The sequence below is a fragment of the Lysinibacillus sp. UBA5990 genome, assembly GCF_002429815.1.
GTDB lineage: Bacteria > Bacillota > Bacilli > Bacillales_A > Planococcaceae > Lysinibacillus > Lysinibacillus fusiformis.
The window spans coordinates 155,179-174,591 of record NZ_DJAY01000015.1 but is presented as its reverse complement, the minus strand read 5'-3'; the positions used below and the strand labels follow the sequence as shown (position 1 = coordinate 174,591).

20 protein-coding genes are annotated in these 19,413 nt (G+C 37.4%); all 20 read right to left on the bottom strand.

From position 1 onward, the window contains the following. Positions 1–118 precede the first annotated feature (118 nt). Positions 119–1,825 (bottom strand): proline--tRNA ligase, encoded by a 1,707-nt coding sequence (locus B3D94_RS13350; protein ID WP_291757686.1) that lies wholly within the window; start codon positions 1,823–1,825, stop codon positions 119–121. 148 nt (positions 1,826–1,973) lie between these two features. Beyond that, entirely contained in the window at positions 1,974–3,236 is a 1,263-nt protein-coding gene (gene rseP / locus B3D94_RS13345; RefSeq protein ID WP_193831187.1) for an RIP metalloprotease RseP, read from the bottom strand. Between the two features lie 46 nt (positions 3,237–3,282). Then, a complete protein-coding gene (dxr, locus tag B3D94_RS13340; RefSeq protein ID WP_291757682.1) occupies positions 3,283–4,428 on the bottom strand; it encodes a 1-deoxy-D-xylulose-5-phosphate reductoisomerase in 1,146 nt (381 codons plus the stop codon). 62 nt (positions 4,429–4,490) lie between these two features. Continuing rightward, the gene (locus B3D94_RS13335; RefSeq protein WP_193831185.1) at positions 4,491–5,291 is read right to left on the bottom strand and encodes a phosphatidate cytidylyltransferase; all 801 of its coding nucleotides are present in this window, start codon (positions 5,289–5,291) and stop codon (positions 4,491–4,493) included. Further along, complete coding sequence (locus tag B3D94_RS13330) at positions 5,288–6,082, bottom strand: isoprenyl transferase (RefSeq protein WP_008181400.1); 795 nt, start codon at positions 6,080–6,082, stop codon at positions 5,288–5,290. Before B3D94_RS13330 ends, B3D94_RS13335 begins: the two co-directional genes overlap by 4 nt. A gap of 315 nt (positions 6,083–6,397) precedes the next feature. After that, positions 6,398–6,955 carry a ribosome recycling factor gene (gene frr, locus B3D94_RS13325; RefSeq protein ID WP_008181402.1) on the bottom strand — a complete coding sequence of 186 codons (558 nt, stop codon included), beginning with the start codon at positions 6,953–6,955 and terminating at the stop codon, positions 6,398–6,400. Further along, positions 6,955–7,680: a UMP kinase gene (pyrH, locus tag B3D94_RS13320; protein ID WP_069480366.1), complete on the bottom strand. Its 726-nt coding sequence runs from the start codon at positions 7,678–7,680 to the stop codon at positions 6,955–6,957. Before pyrH ends, frr begins: the two co-directional genes overlap by 1 nt. A 215-nt stretch (positions 7,681–7,895) precedes the next feature. Then, positions 7,896–8,783 (bottom strand): translation elongation factor Ts, encoded by an 888-nt coding sequence (gene tsf, locus B3D94_RS13315; RefSeq protein WP_069480365.1) that lies wholly within the window; start codon positions 8,781–8,783, stop codon positions 7,896–7,898. 102 nt (positions 8,784–8,885) lie between these two features. Further along, positions 8,886–9,605: a 30S ribosomal protein S2 gene (rpsB, locus tag B3D94_RS13310; protein ID WP_004269262.1), complete on the bottom strand. Its 720-nt coding sequence runs from the start codon at positions 9,603–9,605 to the stop codon at positions 8,886–8,888. 156 nt (positions 9,606–9,761) lie between these two features. Continuing rightward, positions 9,762–10,337: a hypothetical protein gene (locus B3D94_RS13305; protein WP_069480364.1), complete on the bottom strand. Its 576-nt coding sequence runs from the start codon at positions 10,335–10,337 to the stop codon at positions 9,762–9,764. A 9-nt stretch (positions 10,338–10,346) separates the two neighbouring features. Next, on the bottom strand, positions 10,347–10,655 hold the full coding sequence (locus B3D94_RS13300; protein ID WP_069480363.1) for an RNA polymerase subunit sigma: 309 nt from the start codon (positions 10,653–10,655) through the stop codon (positions 10,347–10,349). A gap of 23 nt (positions 10,656–10,678) precedes the next feature. Then, the gene (locus B3D94_RS13295; protein ID WP_008180720.1) at positions 10,679–11,449 is read right to left on the bottom strand and encodes a FliA/WhiG family RNA polymerase sigma factor; all 771 of its coding nucleotides are present in this window, start codon (positions 11,447–11,449) and stop codon (positions 10,679–10,681) included. Between the two features lie 581 nt (positions 11,450–12,030). Next, positions 12,031–13,251 carry an amidohydrolase gene (locus B3D94_RS13290; protein WP_069483263.1) on the bottom strand — a complete coding sequence of 407 codons (1,221 nt, stop codon included), beginning with the start codon at positions 13,249–13,251 and terminating at the stop codon, positions 12,031–12,033. Positions 13,252–13,279: 28 nt separating this feature from the next. Further along, complete coding sequence (locus tag B3D94_RS13285) at positions 13,280–14,503, bottom strand: amidohydrolase (RefSeq protein WP_291757669.1); 1,224 nt, start codon at positions 14,501–14,503, stop codon at positions 13,280–13,282. Positions 14,504–14,517: 14 nt separating this feature from the next. Further along, on the bottom strand, positions 14,518–14,916 hold the full coding sequence (locus B3D94_RS13280) for a nucleoside deaminase (protein ID WP_291757667.1): 399 nt from the start codon (positions 14,914–14,916) through the stop codon (positions 14,518–14,520). A gap of 429 nt (positions 14,917–15,345) precedes the next feature. Then, entirely contained in the window at positions 15,346–15,678 is a 333-nt protein-coding gene (locus tag B3D94_RS13275; RefSeq protein ID WP_232540462.1) for a hypothetical protein, read from the bottom strand. A 38-nt stretch (positions 15,679–15,716) separates the two neighbouring features. Further along, on the bottom strand, positions 15,717–16,223 hold the full coding sequence (locus B3D94_RS13270; RefSeq protein WP_008180730.1) for a chemotaxis protein CheD: 507 nt from the start codon (positions 16,221–16,223) through the stop codon (positions 15,717–15,719). After that, positions 16,223–16,855 carry a chemotaxis protein CheC gene (locus B3D94_RS13265; RefSeq protein WP_012293284.1) on the bottom strand — a complete coding sequence of 211 codons (633 nt, stop codon included), beginning with the start codon at positions 16,853–16,855 and terminating at the stop codon, positions 16,223–16,225. The genes B3D94_RS13270 and B3D94_RS13265 overlap by 1 nt, the downstream gene beginning before the upstream one ends. Before the next feature lie 9 nt (positions 16,856–16,864). Beyond that, on the bottom strand, positions 16,865–17,311 hold the full coding sequence (locus B3D94_RS13260) for a chemotaxis protein CheW (RefSeq protein WP_291757664.1): 447 nt from the start codon (positions 17,309–17,311) through the stop codon (positions 16,865–16,867). A 27-nt stretch (positions 17,312–17,338) separates the two neighbouring features. Next, positions 17,339–19,411, bottom strand: coding sequence for a chemotaxis protein CheA (locus B3D94_RS13255; RefSeq protein ID WP_291757662.1), 2,073 nt, complete (start codon positions 19,409–19,411; stop codon positions 17,339–17,341). Between the last annotated feature and the right edge of the window lie 2 nt (positions 19,412–19,413).

Below are 19,413 nucleotides of genomic sequence, written 5' to 3'. Positions count from 1 at the left end.
GCTTGGCTCACCGTCCCGCAGAATTGTCGCGAATTTATTTATTCCTATTTTATCAAAATTACATGAAAGCCTCTATTAGAAGTATTCACTTCCATTTAAAACCAATCATGACAGGTTATTAATTTTTACGGAAAAATTCATTTAAGCGGTCAATCACTTCTTCTTTTTTCCATTCAAATGTTTCTCCAGTTTGTCGGAATTTCACTTCCACAATACCTTCTGTTGCTTTTTTACCAACTGTTACGCGAACAGGTAAACCAATTAAATCAGCATCCGCAAATTTAACGCCAGCACGCTCAGCTCGGTCATCTAGTAGTACATCATAGCGATATGATTTTAATAAGCCGTAAAGCTCATCTGCTAACGATACTTGCGCTTCATCTTTAGTATTTACAGGAACAACATGGATATCGTACGGAGCTAATTGCGTTGGCCATGTAAAGCCATTTTCATCTTGGAAATGCTCAGCTACCGCAGCTAGAATACGAGAAACACCAATACCATAGCAACCCATAATAAATGGTTGGGATTTCCCTTGTTCGTCTAAAAAAGTACCATTCATTTTAGCAGAATATGTAGTACCTAGTTTGAAAATATGACCAACCTCGATGCCTTCCGCGAATTTAATAGTACCTTGTCCATCTGGAGAAGGATCTCCCTCTTGAATAAAACGAATATCTAAGTAGTCATCCACAGCAAAGTCACGCTCAGGATTAACATTTACTAAATGGAATCCATCCTCATTCGCACCTGCAATACCATTATGAATAGATTTAATCGCATGATCAGCCACTACTTTTACATCTACAGGTAACTTCACTGGCCCAATTGAACCAACACCACAGCCTAATAGCTCACGAATCGCTGCTTCACTTGCAAGCTCTACAGAACCTGCTTCAAGAGCATTTTTCAATTTAATATCATTAATTTCATGATCTCCACGCGCAAGAACAACTACGAGCTCTCCATCTACATCAAAGACAAGAGACTTTATAACATTGGCAGGTTTTACTTGTAGGAATGCTGAAACTTCCTCAATTGTTTTTTGATCTGGTGTCGCTACTTTTTCAACTTCTTTTAATGCTTCATCCGATGTTTGGTAATCTGCAATGACTTCAGCCATTTCAATATTTGCTGCATAGTCAGATGTATCTGAATAGGCAATTGTATCTTCTCCAATTTCAGAAAGTACCATGAACTCATGTGTACCTTTTCCGCCGATAGAACCTGCATCAGCGATTACAGCGCGATAGTTTAAGCCAAGACGTGAGAAAATATTAGAATAAGCACGGTACATATCATCATAGGTTTCATCTAAGCTTTCACGAGATGCATGGAAGGAATATGCATCCTTCATAATAAATTCTCTTCCTCGTAGTAAACCAAAGCGAGGACGTTTTTCATCACGGAATTTCGTTTGAATTTGATAAAGTGTTAACGGTAATTTTTTATATGATTTAATTTCATCACGCACTAATGTTGTAATTACTTCTTCATGTGTTGGCCCCAATGCAAAATCACGGTCATGACGGTCTTTCAAGCGCATTAATTCTGGACCGTATTTTTCCCATCGACCTGACTCTTGCCAAAGCTCAGCAGATTGTAGAGATGGCATTAACAGCTCAATCGAATTGATGGCCTCCATCTCTTCTCGAATAATTGTTTCAATTTTTGATAACACACGTTTTGCAAGCGGTAAATACGAGTATACCCCACTTGTATTTTGACGAATAAACCCTGCACGTAGTAATTGCTTATGTGACTTTACCTCAGCATCAGCAGGTACTTCACGTAATGTTGGGATAAATGTTTTACTTTGCTTCATTCAGTGTTCCACCTTTTTTAATAGATAAGTTTATACTCTCAATAGCATAAACAAATTTAGCTTTGAGCGCAATGTTTCGTAGAAATTGCGCCCAAAGCTATAAATAAAATTCCTTTTAATTGTAAAGTTAGAATTTGCTAGTCATTGATTAAAAGAAAAATCTCTGTATATCATTCCATGTGACAACTACCATTAAAATCATTAGTAGAACGATTCCTACAAAATGAACAATTCCTTCTTTTTGACGGTCAATTGGTTTTCCACGTAAAGCTTCAAAACCAAAGAATAATAAGCGACCACCATCTAAAGCAGGTAATGGAAGTAAGTTCATAATTCCTAGATTTATACTTAACATTGCAGCCCAATTCATTAAGTTCATAATACCATACTGAGCTACTTGCTCTGTTGCTTTATAAATACCTACAGGACCAGATAACGCGTCTATTGTAAACTTACCAGTAATCAGCATACCTAGAAGCTCAAATATTTTAACAGTCATATTATAGGTTTCTTGTGCCCCATAGACAACAGCCTTTAGTGGATTAAATTCTCTCGGGCTATCGTAAAGCACACCAATTTGACCATACTTTTCTCCATCCTGTTGGACTTCCTTCACAGTCATATTTAAGTTGATAGATTGTCCATCTCGATCTACGGTCACCATAATCTCTTCGTTTGGATGATCCTGAATAATTGCAGCTAAATCCTGCCACTTTTCAACAGCTTGTCCATCAATGGCTGTAACTCTATCACCGGCAAGCATCCCAGCCTCCGCAGCTGGATTATTTTCTACTACTTCCGAGATAACTGGCTCATATGTTGGAACTCCGTGAATTAATCCAATAACTAAATAAATCACGAAAGCGAGAATAAAGTTAAAAAATGGACCTGCAAAAATAGTCATCGCTCGTTGGCCAACCGTTTTAGAATTAAATTGACGATCATGAGGTGCAATGACAAGCTCTCGTCCATTTTCCACAAGGACACAATCTCTCGCTACTTGATAACGAACTAATTGTTCTTCTTCATCATAGCCCTCTACAAACAAATCTTTTTCTAAATCAGCACGTTCAACTTCTAAAAATAATAAATCTGGTAATTGCTTATTATTTTGATTGAAAATGATTTTTTTAACAACATTATCTTCATTGACAACAAGCCCTATTCGATATCCTGGCTGTAATTCAGTGCCATCCATATCTTCGCCAGCCATTCGTACATATCCCCCGATAGGCAATAAACGAACAGTGTACATTGTTTCTCCATGTGTTCTCCCATAAATTTTGGGTCCCATTCCAATGGCAAATTCACGTACTAGAATACCTGCTCGTTTGGCGAATAAGAAGTGTCCAAGTTCATGGAAGAAGACGAGCAAACCAAATATTAAAATAAATGCAATGGCTGTTTGCATAATACCCCACCTTTAAAAGCGATTAGTTAACGATACATTGCTCTCGTTATTTTACCATGTCTAACACTATTTTTCTTGTTTCACTGTCCACCTGTAAAATCGTTTGTAAATCTGGTATTGCAATGTTTTGGTGTGCTTGCATCACACGTTCAATCGTCTCATCGATTTGAAGAAATGTTATTTTCCCTTGTAAAAAAGCTGCAACTGCTGCTTCGTTCGCTGCATTCATTGCTGTTAAAATGGTACCACCAGTACAGCCAGCCTCATATGCTAATCGCAATGCTGGATAACGTTCAAAGTCCATTTCTTGAAAATGTAACTGACCAATTTGCGCTAAATTCAGTCGCTGACCATTATGTAACGGGATTCGATCAGGATAACTTAAAGCATATTGGATAGGAACGCGCATATCTGGTGTACCTAATTGAGCAATCACACTAGTATCATGATACTCAACTAGAGAGTGAATAATACTTTCTCTATGCAAAAGTACATCAATTTTTTTATATGGCATATCAAATAAAACATGCGCTTCAATCACTTCTAAACCTTTATTCATCATTGTTGCAGAATCTATTGTAATCTTTGCGCCCATAGACCAATTCGGGTGATTCAGTGCGTCAGCGACAGTCACATGTTTTAATTGGTCCCTTGTTTTATCACGGAAGCTGCCACCTGAAGCAGTAATAATTAAACGTTCAATATTTTTTGGGTCTTCACCATTCATCGATTGGAAGATAGCTGAATGCTCACTATCAACAGGCAGAATAGTTGCGTTGTATTTTTTCGCTTCAGCCATCACTAAATGCCCGGCTGTCACAAGTGTTTCTTTATTAGCAATAGCAATTGTTTTTCCCATTCGAATGGCTGCTAAAGTAGATTCCAGCCCAACACTTCCGAGCACTGCATTGACAAGAATCGTCGAATCTGGATGTGTAGCAACCTCCACTAAGCCTTTTGCGCCAAATGTAAAGTGAATTGTCGGATACTCCTTAGCAAGCAGCAGCGCATCTTCTTCTAGCTGCACAGAAACCAATTCGGGCTTTAAGTTATCAATCATCTCTCGCGTTTTCTCTATATTTTTCCCTGAAGAGAAAGCTACTAATTGAAAAGCTTCACGTTGTTCTTTTAAAATATCGTAGGTTTGCCAACCGATTGAACCAGTTGCACCTAATAAACTAATCTTTTTCACAACACATTGTCCCCTTTTTCTATCTAAGCAAATGTATGAATAGATGTCCTTAAAAGTTCGGATTAATTACCAAACAAATGTAAAAAATGAAGCAAAGGCACGACGAACAATAGACTATCGAAACGATCTAATATCCCGCCATGCCCTGGTAAAATATTACCTGAATCCTTTACATCAAAATGACGCTTAATAGCAGATTCTACTAAGTCGCCCATCTGACCAATAATGGAGGCGAAAATTGTTACGACTACAAGTGATATATAACCATCTTCGAATGGGTAAATGAGTTGCATACAGACAGCGAAAATGACGGCAATGACAATTCCACCGATGAAGCCTTCAATCGTTTTCTTAGGTGAGATTTCAGGCCATAACTTATTCTTACCAAATTTTCTTCCGACAAAATAAGCACCTGAATCCGTTGTCCAAACGACTAATAAACAATAGACAACGTACTCTAAGCCTACATTCCTTGTTTCAATTAGGTAATGGAACCCTAAGCCCACATAAAATGCACCTAATAAAATAAAACCAACTTCATCAAAAGTTATTTTATTTTTAACTAAAACCACGTAAATAAGGAGTAACATCATTAGACCATAGACTACCATTAGATTAGACGAATAGCCTATTAATTCTACAACCTTTTCACTCCAGTCCTTTGGTATTACAAGTAAGATTAAAGTGACCAGCCCTAAGAAGCCAGGCACAGAAAAAATCGAAATACCTTTCATCTTTAATATTTCATAAAAACCGACAACAGCCATTGCTAGCACAAGTATGGCAAATGGTACTTTTCCATAAATAACAAATGGAATGAAAAGTGCTGCTGCAATTATTGCGGTAATAATTCGTTGTTTCAAGTTGTTTCTTCTCCCTTCAACCCACCATAACGGCGATTACGCTTTTGATAGTTTTCCACCGCTTCCAGTAAGGTTTCCTCACTAAAATCTGGCCACAATGTATCTGTAAACCAAAATTCTGTATAGGCAAGCTGCCAAAGCATAAAGTTACTTAAGCGTACTTCACCACTTGTACGAATTAATAAATCCGGTTCAGGCAAATGGGCCGTCATTAAATGAGACGTTAAGCATTCTTCTGTTAGGTCTTGCATTGTTAATTGACCGTCCTGCACTTTTTGAAGCATCATTTTCATGGCATTAACCATCTCAGAACGACTTCCATAATTCAGCGCAAAATTTAAAATAAGGCCTGTATTATGCTTCGTTTCTTCCATTGCCTCATACAACGCTTTTTGTGTATGGGCAGGTAATAAAGATGGATCTCCAATCATTTCGACACGTACATTACGTTCCATCATCTCGGGTAAAAAGGAACCTAAAAACTCGACTGGTAGCCGCATCAGAAAATCTACTTCGGGTTTTGGGCGTTTCCAGTTTTCAGTGGAAAATGCATATACGGTTAATACCTTTATGCCTAAATCTGACGCAAATCTCGTGACCTTACGTACTGTCTTCATTCCTTCATGATGACCAGCAACACGTGGCATAGCTCGTTTTTTTGCCCAACGTCCATTTCCGTCCATAATAATCGCTACATGGGCAGGAATCGGCTCGCTTTTAGTTAGGGCCACACGCTCCTCCAATGATAGTGTATCCATATTTATTTGTTTACCTAATAGCTTTTTAAACATGCTAACTCCCCCACTACAACTAATCGGACGTATACTAACCTATCATAACAAACAAAAGCGCTTTTTGTCTTTTTTTTCCCCTCTAAATTGACTATGTATGTACTAGCGTATTTTAGAACTATACACATTTTTAAAGAATAAGTTTGTTAAAAAATTAATCAATATTTATGTGATGCATATCATTGTATATTTCATCTATGCTTTTCTCTATGATTCAGCTCATATTCGAACGGTAAAGAGAAAAGACGTCCTGTAAAGTATAGGACGCCTTCATCTCATCAAAAAGTTCCATCATAGACATATAAAACGTTTGTTTTACACCTCTAAAATTTCTTTTTCTTTATCCTTCGTTACTTGATCCACTTTGACAATGAATTCATCTGTTAATTTTTGAATATCATCACCATAGCCACGTAGATCGTCTTCTGTGATTTCGCCAGCTTTTTCAAGTTTTTTCAAATCATCATTCGCATCACGACGTACATTACGTACAGCAATTTTTGCGTCTTCTGCTTCTTTTTTCACTTGCTTCACTAAATCTTTACGACGCTCTTCAGTAAGAGCAGGAATCATTAAGCGAATGATAGAGCCATCATTTGTTGGTGTAATACCGATATCAGATTTCATAATTGCTTTTTCAATTTCACCTAAAATTGTTTTATCGTAAGGTGTAATCACTAATAAGCGAGCTTCTGGTACAGAAACACCCGCAAGTTGATTGATTGGTGTTGGAGCTCCATAATAATCAACCATAATACGATCTAATAATGATGCGTTAGCACGACCTGCACGAATTGAAGATAGTTCACGTGTGAAAGCTGCAATTGTTTTGTTCATTTTATCTTTTGCTTGTTCTAATACTTGTTTTGCCATTATGCATTCCTCCTAACAACTGTTCCGATTTTTTCGCCTAGTACAGCACGTTTAATGTTGCCTGGTTCCGTAATTGAGAAAACAATTAGTGGAATATCGTTATCCATACATAGGGTAGAAGCTGTTGAATCCATTACTTGTAAGCCTTGTTGGATAACGTCTAAGTATGTGAGTGTATCATATTTAACGGCAGTTTGATCCACTTTTGGATCTGCTGAATAAACGCCATCAACATTGTTTTTAGCCATTAAAATCGCATCTGCATCAATTTCTGCTGCACGTAATGCCGCTGTCGTATCAGTTGAGAAGAACGGATTACCTGTCCCTGCTGCAAAGATAACGACACGCTTTTTCTCAAGATGTCGAACTGCTTTACGACGAATGTATGGCTCCGCTACTTGAGTCATCACGATAGAAGATTGAACACGTGTTTCAATGCCTAATTTTTCAAGAGCATCTTGTAAAGCTAAGGAGTTCATTACTGTTGCAAGCATGCCCATATAGTCAGCTGCAGCACGATCCATCCCCATTTCACTACCTATTTTTCCACGCCATATATTACCGCCACCTACAACAACAGCAACTTCTACATCAAGATCCACTACTTCTTTTACTTCTTCTGCAACAGACTTGATTATTTTTGGTGATAAACCGAAGCCCGCTTCTCCAGCTAACGCTTCACCACTTAGTTTAATAACTACTCGTTTATATTGCGGTACACTCATTGTAAACCTCCGTAAGACTTTATTTAAAAAATCTCTATTCCCTTTTCCATTATAGTATATCTAACAATAATTGCTAGTTGTGAATAAGGCAGAATAGAAAATTCTATTGCTATTTTCGTTCATTTCGGAAAAATAGGGAACACGCTATGTTGTGTTCCCCATTTTTTGTCTAGAAAATCTAGATATTATTTGATTAGGATCAAATGCCCGCTAAATTAGTTACCTTTAACTTGGCTCATTACTTCTTCTGCAAAGTTATCTTCACGTTTTTCGATACCTTCACCAACAGCATAACGTACAAAGCCGTTTACTGAACCACCAGTAGAAGCTACGAAATCACGTACTTTTTGATCAGAGTTTTTAACGAATGATTGATCAAGTAGGCAAACATCTTCGAAATATTTACCAAGACGACCTTCAACCATTTTAGCAACGATGTTTTCTGGTTTACCTTCGTTAAGAGCTTGCTCAGTTAATACTTTACGCTCACGTTCAACTTCTTCAGCCGAAACTTCATCGCGAGAAACATAAGTTGGGTTGATTGCAGCAATGTGCATTGCAACATCTTTCGCTGCTGATGCATCAGTAGAACCTTCTAAAGTTACTAATACTCCAATGCGGCCGCCCATGTGTAAGTAAGCGCCGAATGAATCTGCATCAGTTTTTGTTTTGATTTCAAAACGACGAAGTGTGATTTTTTCACCAATTGTTGCAACAGCTGTAGAAATTTGATCTTCAATTTTCACACCATCAGCATTTGTAAGCTCTAGAGCAGCTTCAACTGATGCTGGTTTAGCAGTAAGTAATTGCTCTGCTAAAGATGAAACTAATACTTGGAATTTGTCGTTTTTTGCAACGAAGTCAGTTTCAGCGTTAACTTCAAGGATGATTGCTTCGTTACCTTGTTCTAAAATGTAAGTTGTACCTTCTGCAGCGATACGGTCAGCTTTTTTAGCAGCTGAAGAAAGACCTTTTTCACGTAGGAAATCGATTGCAGCTTCTAGATCACCATCAGTTTGTACTAACGCTTTTTTACAATCCATCATACCAGCGCCAGTTTTTTCGCGTAATTCTTTTACTAATTGTGCAGTAATGTTTGCCATTTAGTGTTTCCTCCTCAAATTGTTTGAACATAGTTTTAATGATAGGTTCTAAAAAAGGTGATAAGGGTTTTGAGCCACTTATCACCTTTTTGTAAACGTGAATTACTCAGCAGCAGCTTCTACAGCTGGAGCTTCTTCTTCACCTTGTTTTGACTCGATTAAAGCGTCAGCCATTTTAGCAGTTAAAAGTTTAACAGCGCGAATAGCATCATCATTAGCAGGGATTACGTAGTCGATTTCATCTGGATCACAGTTTGTATCAACAATACCTACTAGAGGGATGTTTAATTTACGAGCTTCAGCAACCGCAATACGTTCTTTACGTGGGTCAACCACGAACATTACGTCTGGAAGATCGTGCATATCACGGATACCGCCTAAGAATTTGATTAGACGCTCGTGTTCTTTTTTAAGTTGGATTACTTCTTTTTTAGGAAGAACTTCGAAAGTACCTTCTTCTTCCATTTTTTCGATTTGTTTCATACGTGCAACACGTTTTTGAATTGTACCGAAGTTAGTAAGAGTACCACCTAACCAACGTTGGTTGATGTAGTAGTTGCCTGAACGTTCAGCTTCATCTTTGATCGCTTCTTGTGCTTGTTTTTTCGTACCAACGAAAAGAACTTTACCACCGTCTTGACCAACTTGACGCATGAAGTCATAAGCTTCCTCTAATTTTTTAACAGTTTTTTGTAAGTCGATGATGTAGATCCCGTTACGTTCTACGAAGATATATTTCTTCATTTTTGGGTTCCAACGACGAGTTTGGTGACCGAAATGTACACCAGCTTCAAGTAATTGTTTCATAGAAATTACTGACATGTGAATTTCCTCCTAGTATGTTTGGTTTATATCCTCCGCATTTATCTTCTGCAACAAGCTACCCTAATCTTAGAGCACCACTTACTACATCAAAATGCGTGTGTAGTAATAACACCATTTGCAACTATATCATAGCTTTTCCTGGTTAGCAACAATTTAGTGATGAAATTTCAGTAAAAGCTCGATTTCTGTTTTTCCCTTTTGCAGCTGTTTCGCTATTTCTTCTGTTGATTTACCCTGCTTTGCTAAATTTAATGCCTGTTGCTCTATTGTAAGCTCGTTAACCTGTTCCTTTTGCTCTACATTTAAAGGCGTTGGTGAGGGTGCTACTGTCGCCGTTGTCTGTTGCTGACGCGAGTAAGCATTGGCTACAATATTTTTAGGTACATAGATACGAGTATCTTTATCTAAACTTAATGGACTGTCATTTTTCAGCACTTGCTCTGTGGGCGAAGAAACCTGATCTTGCTGAGACTCATTGCTTAAGGTTTGTTGAACACTAGTCGCTGCTATGTCTGATGGTGAGACATTTTGTAGCTCCTTAATAAGACGGTCGTTTTCATCTTTCATTTCTGTTAAATAGACACTAATGGTATCGTCCATTTCACTCATTAAGCGTTCTTGCTTCTTTTCTAAATCCTTAAATTTTGCTAACTTAGTATTTAAAATAATAAGGAAGTAAAATGTAAGTAGCTGTAAAAAGAATAGTACCGCTATTAGTATGGTTGTCATTGTAAACTCCTATCCACTAAAATCCACGAAATTGCCTTTAAACGGATGTTGTGCCTGTTTTTCTTGTTGATCTTGTTGCTTTTTCTTCTTTTTGTAAGTATCCGTTAAGTATTCGCCACCTGCATCTTCATCCTCACTTATTTCATCCATACCTTCTGATGTATTTACTATTTTTTGCTTGCGCTCTATTTCCTTTTTTAACGCTTCATTGGCATGTGCTTGTTGAGCTAAAGCTTGTTGCTGTACTTGATCCGCTATTTTCCCAGCTTCAAATGTTTTAGGAATCGCAATTTGCAATTCAACCCCTTTTAAACTCATCGGAATCTCTCCCTCAAGGATATTTACGCATTCATCATTTCGCTAGATAATAATTTACGTAACTTTAAAAGCGCTTTGGAATGGATTTGAGAAATACGTGATGTCGATAATTCAAGCATTTCACCAATTTCAGTCAACGTCAGTTCCTCCGTGTAAAATAAACTTAGAACCAACTGTTCCTTTTCATTTAGCTTCTGAATATTTTCTGCTAAATCATCTAGTAATTCAGATTTAACCACCGATTGTTCAGGAGTTTTTGTCGTATCATCTCGAATGACAAACGACTTTCCATCTACCTCTTCTTGGTCTTGTTGTTCATTAATGGAAAGAACATTGGAAAAAAAATGCTCTTGTACTGTCTGATAAACATCCTCCACAGGTACTTCCATATGCTTCGCAAGTTCCTCAGGTGTCACATGACGCATATATTTTTGCTCTAATTGCTCAATCTGAGCGTCTAATTTTTTGGCTTTTTCTCGCGCTGAGCGTGGTAGCCAGTCTTCCTTTCGAAGCCCATCTATAATGGCTCCCCTTACTCTAAATGAAGCATATGTATCGAATTTCAAATCTCTATTAATATCAAATTTATTTAATGCATCAAAAAGTCCTATCATACCTAAGCTCGTTAAATCATCTCGCGATACACTTTTTGGTAATCCCGCACTAATACGTTGAACATGATAAGATACTAAAGAAATATATTTTTTTATGAGTAAATCACCAGCATCTGGATCACGCTCATGTATCCAGCGATTCCACAGTTTTTGCTCATCGTTCAGAATTGGTTGTGTCATGAAATCCACCTCTCTAAAAAACGCCTTTACGCGCCCGTTTGCTACTGACTACTTGCGCTCATAAAACTATTCTTTCATAAGGATTTCTCCATAATTTTTTTAAATCTATATCTGGGGAACTCTTACTGTAACCCAACAGAGTAAAAAAATGGATAAATCATTGCCATCTTTCCTACTATTATAACAAAAATCGACTATAATTTCATTTGTTTCTGTTAGTCTTTCTTCATTTTGTACAAACAAATTAAAACTGCACCCTAGCTATACATTAACCTAGGATACAGTTTAAAAATATGTCTAAATTATTAAGCTTTTACTTTTTAATTTTGTTAGTTCTTTTTGTAGGAGTTATGAATCTCATTTAGTGTGCTTTTGCTCTTTCTTCACCAAGGTCGCTAGGTATAAATACCCCCTGATAAAGTAGCGTTCTCACCATTTGTCCACAAAAATTTTCAAATCATCTACTATCGAACTTAATGATACTGTTTCGAATTTTGCCTCAATTTCTCAACCATTTTAGCATAAAAAAGGATGGCTATTTGACCGAAGCGAAATAGTACCACCCTTTCGAAAATATTGCTTTAAATCAAACTAGAAACGATATTACCATTAAAGATGGTTGCCTTACGTTGAGCTTTGCGGGCAATTGCTTCAGCAGCGCAAGAAGCATCCACTAAAACTATATTGGCACTATCTCCAACCTTTGGCCAGATTTGTTCACCTACTTGATTAAGCGGTGTTTTCCCACCTGTAATAAATTGCAAAGTTTGTGCTAATGAATATTCATCTCTCCACCCAGAACTATTAGCTAAACGACCGGCTCTTTCTAAAAGATCCCCGTTTCCAAATGGAGACCAAACATCAAAAATATTATCGCAACCAATTGCAACGGGTACCCCTTTGCCATGTAATAATCCAACTGGAGGAAATTTTCTCCGAATGGGTACACTAGTCACTATCGTAATCCCTGCATCATTTAATATGTCAGCCATTTCTTCTGCTTCAGCTCGCGAAACATCTCCTAGTCCGAATGCATGGCTTATCGCCACCTTATCTTGCAGACCAGCCTCCTTCGTTAGTTGGGCTAATCTTTTCATTGTAAAGGTACCTAATTGATCTGGGTCATGTAAATGCAAATCAATCCCAGCATTCCCCTCCACAGCAAGTTCCACCATTTGTTGTAAGGATGCCTCAATATCTCCATCCACAGTAGCTGGATCAACACCACCTACTAAGCCTACACCCATACGAAGGGCTTCTCTTATTATATTTGTCGCTTTCGTTCGCAACAGTCCGTGCTGCGGAAAGGCTACGATTTCATATGACAACTTTCCTTCAAAAGTTTGTAAAGCCTTTTGAACTTCCTGCAAATTTTTTAAGCCCACCTCGGGATACAAATCTACATGAGTACGAACATGGGTAACGCCAGACTGTACATAATGTGTAAGCAACTCTTCCGCACGTTGTTGTGTTGTGGTATGTAAGGTAGGAAGTACCTTTTTTTCTATTTCCAGACGTTCAAAAATATTGTTCACTGGTGTGACAGCACGCCACTGATCGCCTAAAAGTGTTTTATCCAAATGACAATGTTTTTCGATGAAGGATGGTAGCGCCAATAGTTGCTTCATATCTTTTTTAGGGAAATGATCATTCAATTGCATTTCTGCTGAAACAATATCTGCAATTTTCCCATCCTTAATGAGGAGATGTGAGCAAGCCGTTCTTGTCTGTGCAACCATACCATTTTCAACATGATAGCCTGTTTCAAGTCGTACATTGGTTAACCAAAAAGTAGCATGCATTTTAAATAAATCCTTTCTATTTTCAATTTTAAAGTTCACCAGAAACTATTTTTCCTTTAAAGAGCACTGCCACTCTTTTCGCCCTTCTAGCCACTGCTTCTGCAGAACAAGTTGCTTCAACAAAAACTATATTTGCTTCATCTCCGACATTCGGCCATATTTGATGACCTTCCTTATTTAGAGGTGTAATACCGCCTGTAATGTATTTTAGGCTTTGACCAAGTGAACGCTCATCATTTAAACCAAATCGTTCAGCAAGTGTTCCTGCTTTTTCTAGACTATCCCCTTGGCCGAATGGTGACCAATGGTCGGTAATACTATCATCGCCAAGAGATATGTTTACCCCTTTATGATCTAAGAGAGGAATAGGGATAGTGCGCTTAATTGGCACAGTAGAAGTAATAGCTATGCCAAGATGCGCAAGTAATTCTGCTACTTCACTCGCTTCACTAGTAGGAATATCTGCAAGAGCCATGGCATGACTAATTGTCACTCTTCCTTGCCAACCTGCTGCTTCTGTTAACGCTGCTAGTCGTTTAAACGTAAAAATGCCGAGATGGCCAGGATCATGAATATGAAGATCTACATCTACATTTGCTTCTACCGCTAATTCCATCATGGTTTGTAATGATTTCTCAATATTTTCATCGATTGTTGCTGGATCAACACCTCCTACAAGTGATGCCCCGTTACGTAATGCTTCTCTTACTAAAGAAATCGAATCACTACGTAATAACCCCTGCTGTGGGAATGCTACAATCTCCATAGCAACTCTATCTTTGTAAGCCTCTTTTGCTCTTAAGATTGCTTCCAAATTTTTCAAACCGATAAATGGGTCAATATTACAATGTGTACGAATATGTGAGGAGCCTGCATTTAATAATAGGTCTATTAGTTTTTTTGCTCTTTCCTCTGTCACAGGTAATAAACTAGGGAGGAGTAATTCTTCCTCTTTTAATCTAGTTATAAGACCCTCTGTTGGAATGGTAGGTGCCTTCCATGGGCCACCAAAATATGTTTTATCAAGATGGATATGCATATCCCTAAAAGATGGTAACATGAGGTAGCCTTGTGCATCTAATTGAGGTAAATTCGTCTCTAGTGGTTGATTTCCACGTTTAATTTGCTGTATTTTTCCCTTTTCGATTTGTATATTAAAAAGCTCGGTTTGTGTTCCAATTACAGTAGTATGATTGTAATGAAAACCTGTTTCTAGTCGTACGTTAATGAGCCAATATGTTGTTGGTTTCATTATTTGAACCTCCTTTATTTTTCTCCAAGCTGAACCATCTGAATGTTCCTCTCTATATGTGGTAAGGACAGTTGATGATAGACATAGTCTTGGCTAGTATTACTAGCATGAAAATAATAGACTGTTGTTAATTTGGCATAATAGATGGCACTTAAACACATCGGACAAGGTTCTGTACTTGCATACATTTCACAGCCTTCGAGATTAGTTGTTTGCAAAGTATGGCAAGCTTGGCGGATCGCTTGAATTTCTGCGTGATTCGTCAAATCATTTGTTTTGGCAACCTCATTAACACCCGAACCAATAATTTGCCCATTTTTTACTACAATCGCACCAAATGGCGCACCGTTTTGTGAGAGTGCATTTTCATTTGCTAAATCAAGCGCTTTTCTCATAAATTCATGTTGATTCATATTCTATTCCTCCTAGTAAAAGCAGATATATATCACTTTAATACCTGTAAAATGATATGAATGATGACCAGTAGCGAAATCCTTTTTAACCAACGTTTCCGGAGTTGTGACTATACTAACTTTTACTCTAATAGGCTATTTCAACGATCATTACGATCCTATAGGCTTAGTGTTTTAGGAATCACCATATCATAAGCAGAATATTCAGTCTTTTAAATCAGTTCTATGAGACATACATAATGAATCTAGGATTCCCGCCGCAATTTCATATAATAATGTCCCTTCAATACTTTTCCTTTATACAAATATGCTAACACGAAGAATACTATATGAATAATATAAAAAAAGTAAATTTCACTTAAGTTTTCCCTATAATAAAGTTTCTTGAATGGCCAAATAAAAAAGAGCCGCTCCTAGCGACTCTCTGTTTTAAGCATTCACTTGTTGTTCTTCTTCTCGATTCATCATCGTCCGAACCACTTGTGCAATCTCCTCTGAGTTCTCATCTTGAAATTCAACGGTTGAATGAGCCGAAGCTGCTTCTTGATTCGTGCCTTCAGGAGTAGTTTGTTCATTTTCTGCTAGTTCACCTTCAACTGCTTCCTCATCTACCTCTGGCGTATACAAAATGTATGCTATTAAAAAACGTACAATATACATTACAAGGAATACAATGATTGCTGTAACAAAAGATCCGATAATGATTCGAAGGGGCGTGTAAGGCTTTAGAAATGTACTAAAAAAATAAATAGTAAAAGCCATTAATGCTCCCCATAGATTATAAAATATGGAACCAAACATTAGATTTCGCTCACTCCTTGGTTAACTGTTCGAATATGTAATGACGATGTGGCAGGATTAAATTCTATCGTTCTACCACTGTTTCCACCAGTATCCTCGGCTACTAAAGGAATTCCATGCCTTTTCAATTCATTTTTGACAGCTTCTACATTACGAGGACCGATGCGCATCGAATCTTTGTCCGAAGTAAATTGAAACATCTGTGCGCCCCCAGCAATTTTTGCCTTTAGTTTAAACTTTTGAACGCCCTCTAATTTTAATAGATCAATCATTGCTGCTATTCCAGAATCTGCAAATTTCGCCACATTGATTGACTCAGATCTTCCCAAGCTTGAATCTGGTAACATCACATGGATTAAACCCGCAATTTTTTTTGACTCATCATATAAAATAACGCCAACACAAGAACCCAGACCAGAAGTTCGAATCGTGTTAGGTAGCTTTACTACATCCATTTGTGCAATTCCTACTTTAACCACTTGCCCACTACTACTGCTTAGCATCATTAGGAAACCCCTAATGCTTTAAAAATAGCATCAAATGAGTCAGGATCTGGTAATAGGAAGAAATGACCTCTCACTGTTTCATGGTCTTCTACACCTTCTTCAAAAATGGATGTATTTATAACAATGACATTATCACTTACATGTGATAATTCTATTAAACCAATACTTATAATTGCACCAAACATATCAACGCTTAGCCCCGGTACAGTTGGATAAATTTTCAAATTAGTAAAGTCCGATAAGGCAGATAAATAAGAACCTGATAAAATATTTCCCATTTCTTGCATAGCAGATAATCCCAGTTCAGAAACAGGTCGTTTTTTAAAATCAAATGTTTCATCATGAATGAGACGACGGATAAAACGGTTTGCCTGTTCAATAGGTAGTATAAAGAACATACTTCCTTCTGCATCACCTTCAATGCGAAGGTAAATACCAACAACGACATTTTCTGATCCGCCAGCCAATTCCATCATATCGTTAAAGGACACCATTTCTACCTTTGGGACACGCATATCAATTTTTTTTCCAAGTAAATTGGAAAGTGCTGTCGCGGCATGCGCAGCACCAATATTGCCAATTTCCTTTAATACATCTAAATGTAGCGAGGTAATCTTTTGATTAAATGTCATGATCGATCCCTACTTTAGTGGATTTAATACTTTTTCTAAATGCAATAAGATTAATAATCGTTTTTCTACTTTAGCAACACCTGAAATAAATTCTTCCTCTAGTGAGCCAACAACTTCTGGTTGTGGTTCAATCGCACTTGCAGGAATATCAATTACATCGTTTGCTGAATCAACAACAAAGCCTACTTCCATATCTTCTAGTGAGATAATGATAATGCGAGTTGTTTCCTCATGTTCTGAAATAGGTAATTCAAAGCGTTCACGTAAATCTACAATCGGCGTTACGACACCACGAAGATTGATAACACCTTTTACATACTTCGCCGTTTTCGGTACGCGCGTAATATGCATTAGCTTTTCTATACCTTGAACATGGGATACCGGAATAGCATATTCTTTATTCGCTAATTGAAATACAATTACTTTAATATTTTCTTGTTCCACTGCGTTTGTCATCTTTTACACCTCTCTTATTCATTCACCTTATTTTATTAATGCGTTACAATCTACAATTAAGGCTACTTTACCATTTCCTAAAATAGTTGCACCTGAAATAGCAAAAATATTTGTTAAGTAATTTCCTAAAGACTTCAAGACAATTTCTTGTTGTCCAATGAATGAATCCACCACTAAACCAGCAAGTTTTTCACCTTTACGAACAATCACTACTGAATGGAATTCTTCATCTTGTGACTCTGTACGAGGTACTTCAAAGATTTCCTCTAAGAATACCAATGGTACCACCTTGCCACGGAAGTCGATTACTTTTTGATTATGCGCATTCATAATCTCCGATGAACGGATAATAGATGTTTCAATAATAGATGATAATGGAATTGCATAAATTTCTTTTTCAATTTCCACAAGCATGACAGAAATAATCGATAATGTTAGTGGTAGTTGGATAGAAAAGATGGAACCAACATCTTGTGTGGATTCAATTGAAATATTACCACCAAGTGATTCAATCGTTGTTTTAACAACATCTAATCCTACTCCACGGCCAGATACATCAGAAATGACATCTGCAGTCGAGAAGCCTGAGGCTAAAATTAGCTCATTGATTTGATTATCAGACATTGAATAAGACTGTTCTTGTGTCACAATGCCTTTTGCAATAGCTTTCGCTAGTACTTTATCACGATTAATTCCTGCACCATCGTCTTCAATTTCAATAAAGACATAGTTTCCACTATGGTAAGCACGTAGGACAACCGTTCCTTCTTCTGGCTTGCCTTTTGCACGACGAGATGTTGGATTCTCAATGCCATGGTCCACAGAATTTCGAATTAAGTGAACAAGTGGATCACCAATTTCATCGATAACTGTTCGATCTAGTTCTGTTTCAGCACCAATAATTTCAAGATTAATTTTTTTATTTAAATCTCGTGATAGCTGACGAATCATTTTTGGGAAGCGGTTGAACACTGTTTCAACTGGCACCATGCGCATTGTTAAAATAATTGTTTGCAGGTCACCCATTACACGGCTCATTCGCTCCACAGTTTCGTTTAGCTCACCATGGTTTACTTCTGTGGCTATAGATTGTAATCGTCCACGGTCAATAACAAGTTCTTCAAACAAGTTCATTAAAATATCAAGACGTTCAATATTTACACGAATCGTTTTATTCCCAACAGGTGCGTGATTTTTTTCAGCCTTTGCTGGTGTGGTTGTTTTTGCAGACTGTGCGACTGGTTCAGGTTTAGAAGGTACAGTAGCAGGTGTAGATTCTACTTCTGCTACAGCCGATGCAGTTGCAGCTACTTCTTGTTGTGATTCATATTCTCTTTCACTAAATTTCTTTTGGTCAATTGTTGTTACAACAACTTCTTCAACCTCAGAAACTTTCATGATCTTTTTCTGCATATCTTCTGCTGATTCCTTTGTCACAAAGGCTACATAAAACTGTTGATCAAATTGTTCGTCTTCTAGCTTTTCAACAGATGGGCTCGATTTAATAACTTCTCCGTCTTTTTCTAAAATCTCGAAGACCATAAATACACGTGCAGCCTTTAAAAGACAATCTTCTCGTAATTTTATTGAAATTTCATATGCATGGAAACCTTGTTCAGATGATTGTGCGATAACTGTTTGTTCAAAGCTATCATATTCTAAAATACTTTCCACGGCTGCTGGTCCTGCAACGGTTGCAGCCACCTCTGGTACTGCTTCCTCACCTAATTCTATGCGCTTAAGTTGAGCAACTGTTGCTGACACATCACGCTTCCCATCTCCACCATTCGCAATATCCATGACCATTTCTTCCAGATGGTCAACAGATTCAAAGACCACATCTAAAATTTCTGGTGTTACATGGATTTTTTCATTACGAATTGCATCTAAAACATTTTCCATTTTATGTGTTAAATCGGCTAAATCTTCAAAACCCATTGTGGCAGACATACCTTTTAAAGTATGGGCAGATCGGAATATTTCCCCAACAATTGCCAAATCATCTGGATTTTTTTCTAATTCTAATAAATGTTCACTACATGCTTGTAAATGCTCTTTACTTTCTTCGATAAACATCTCTAAATATTGATTGACTTCCATAA

Bases quoted from the DNA above. Each gene is read 5' to 3' on its own strand.
- B3D94_RS13290 (WP_069483263.1), bottom strand. From the start codon at position 13,251: ATGCATGCTACTTTTTGGTTAACCAATGTACGACTTGAAACAGGCTAT.
- B3D94_RS13350 (WP_291757686.1), bottom strand. From the start codon at position 1,825: ATGAAGCAAAGTAAAACATTTATCCCAACATTACGTGAAGTACCTGCT.
- B3D94_RS13285 (WP_291757669.1), bottom strand. From the start codon at position 14,503: ATGAAACCAACAACATATTGGCTCATTAACGTACGACTAGAAACAGGT.
- pyrH (WP_069480366.1), bottom strand. From the start codon at position 7,680: ATGAGTGTACCGCAATATAAACGAGTAGTTATTAAACTAAGTGGTGAA.
- tsf (WP_069480365.1), bottom strand. From the start codon at position 8,783: ATGGCAAACATTACTGCACAATTAGTAAAAGAATTACGCGAAAAAACT.
- B3D94_RS13265 (WP_012293284.1), bottom strand. From the start codon at position 16,855: ATGACATTTAATCAAAAGATTACCTCGCTACATTTAGATGTATTAAAG.
- rseP (WP_193831187.1), bottom strand. From the start codon at position 3,236: ATGCAAACAGCCATTGCATTTATTTTAATATTTGGTTTGCTCGTCTTC.
- B3D94_RS13275 (WP_232540462.1), bottom strand. From the start codon at position 15,678: ATGGCTTTTACTATTTATTTTTTTAGTACATTTCTAAAGCCTTACACG.
- B3D94_RS13305 (WP_069480364.1), bottom strand. From the start codon at position 10,337: ATGACAACCATACTAATAGCGGTACTATTCTTTTTACAGCTACTTACA.
- B3D94_RS13295 (WP_008180720.1), bottom strand. From the start codon at position 11,449: ATGACACAACCAATTCTGAACGATGAGCAAAAACTGTGGAATCGCTGG.
- B3D94_RS13260 (WP_291757664.1), bottom strand. From the start codon at position 17,311: ATGACAAACGCAGTGGAACAAGAAAATATTAAAGTAATTGTATTTCAA.
- rpsB (WP_004269262.1), bottom strand. From the start codon at position 9,605: ATGTCAGTAATTTCTATGAAACAATTACTTGAAGCTGGTGTACATTTC.
- B3D94_RS13330 (WP_008181400.1), bottom strand. From the start codon at position 6,082: ATGTTTAAAAAGCTATTAGGTAAACAAATAAATATGGATACACTATCA.
- B3D94_RS13270 (WP_008180730.1), bottom strand. From the start codon at position 16,223: ATGATGCTAAGCAGTAGTAGTGGGCAAGTGGTTAAAGTAGGAATTGCA.
- B3D94_RS13300 (WP_069480363.1), bottom strand. From the start codon at position 10,655: ATGAGTTTAAAAGGGGTTGAATTGCAAATTGCGATTCCTAAAACATTT.
- frr (WP_008181402.1), bottom strand. From the start codon at position 6,955: ATGGCAAAACAAGTATTAGAACAAGCAAAAGATAAAATGAACAAAACA.
- B3D94_RS13255 (WP_291757662.1), bottom strand. From the start codon at position 19,411: ATGGAAGTCAATCAATATTTAGAGATGTTTATCGAAGAAAGTAAAGAG.
- B3D94_RS13280 (WP_291757667.1), bottom strand. From the start codon at position 14,916: ATGAATCAACATGAATTTATGAGAAAAGCGCTTGATTTAGCAAATGAA.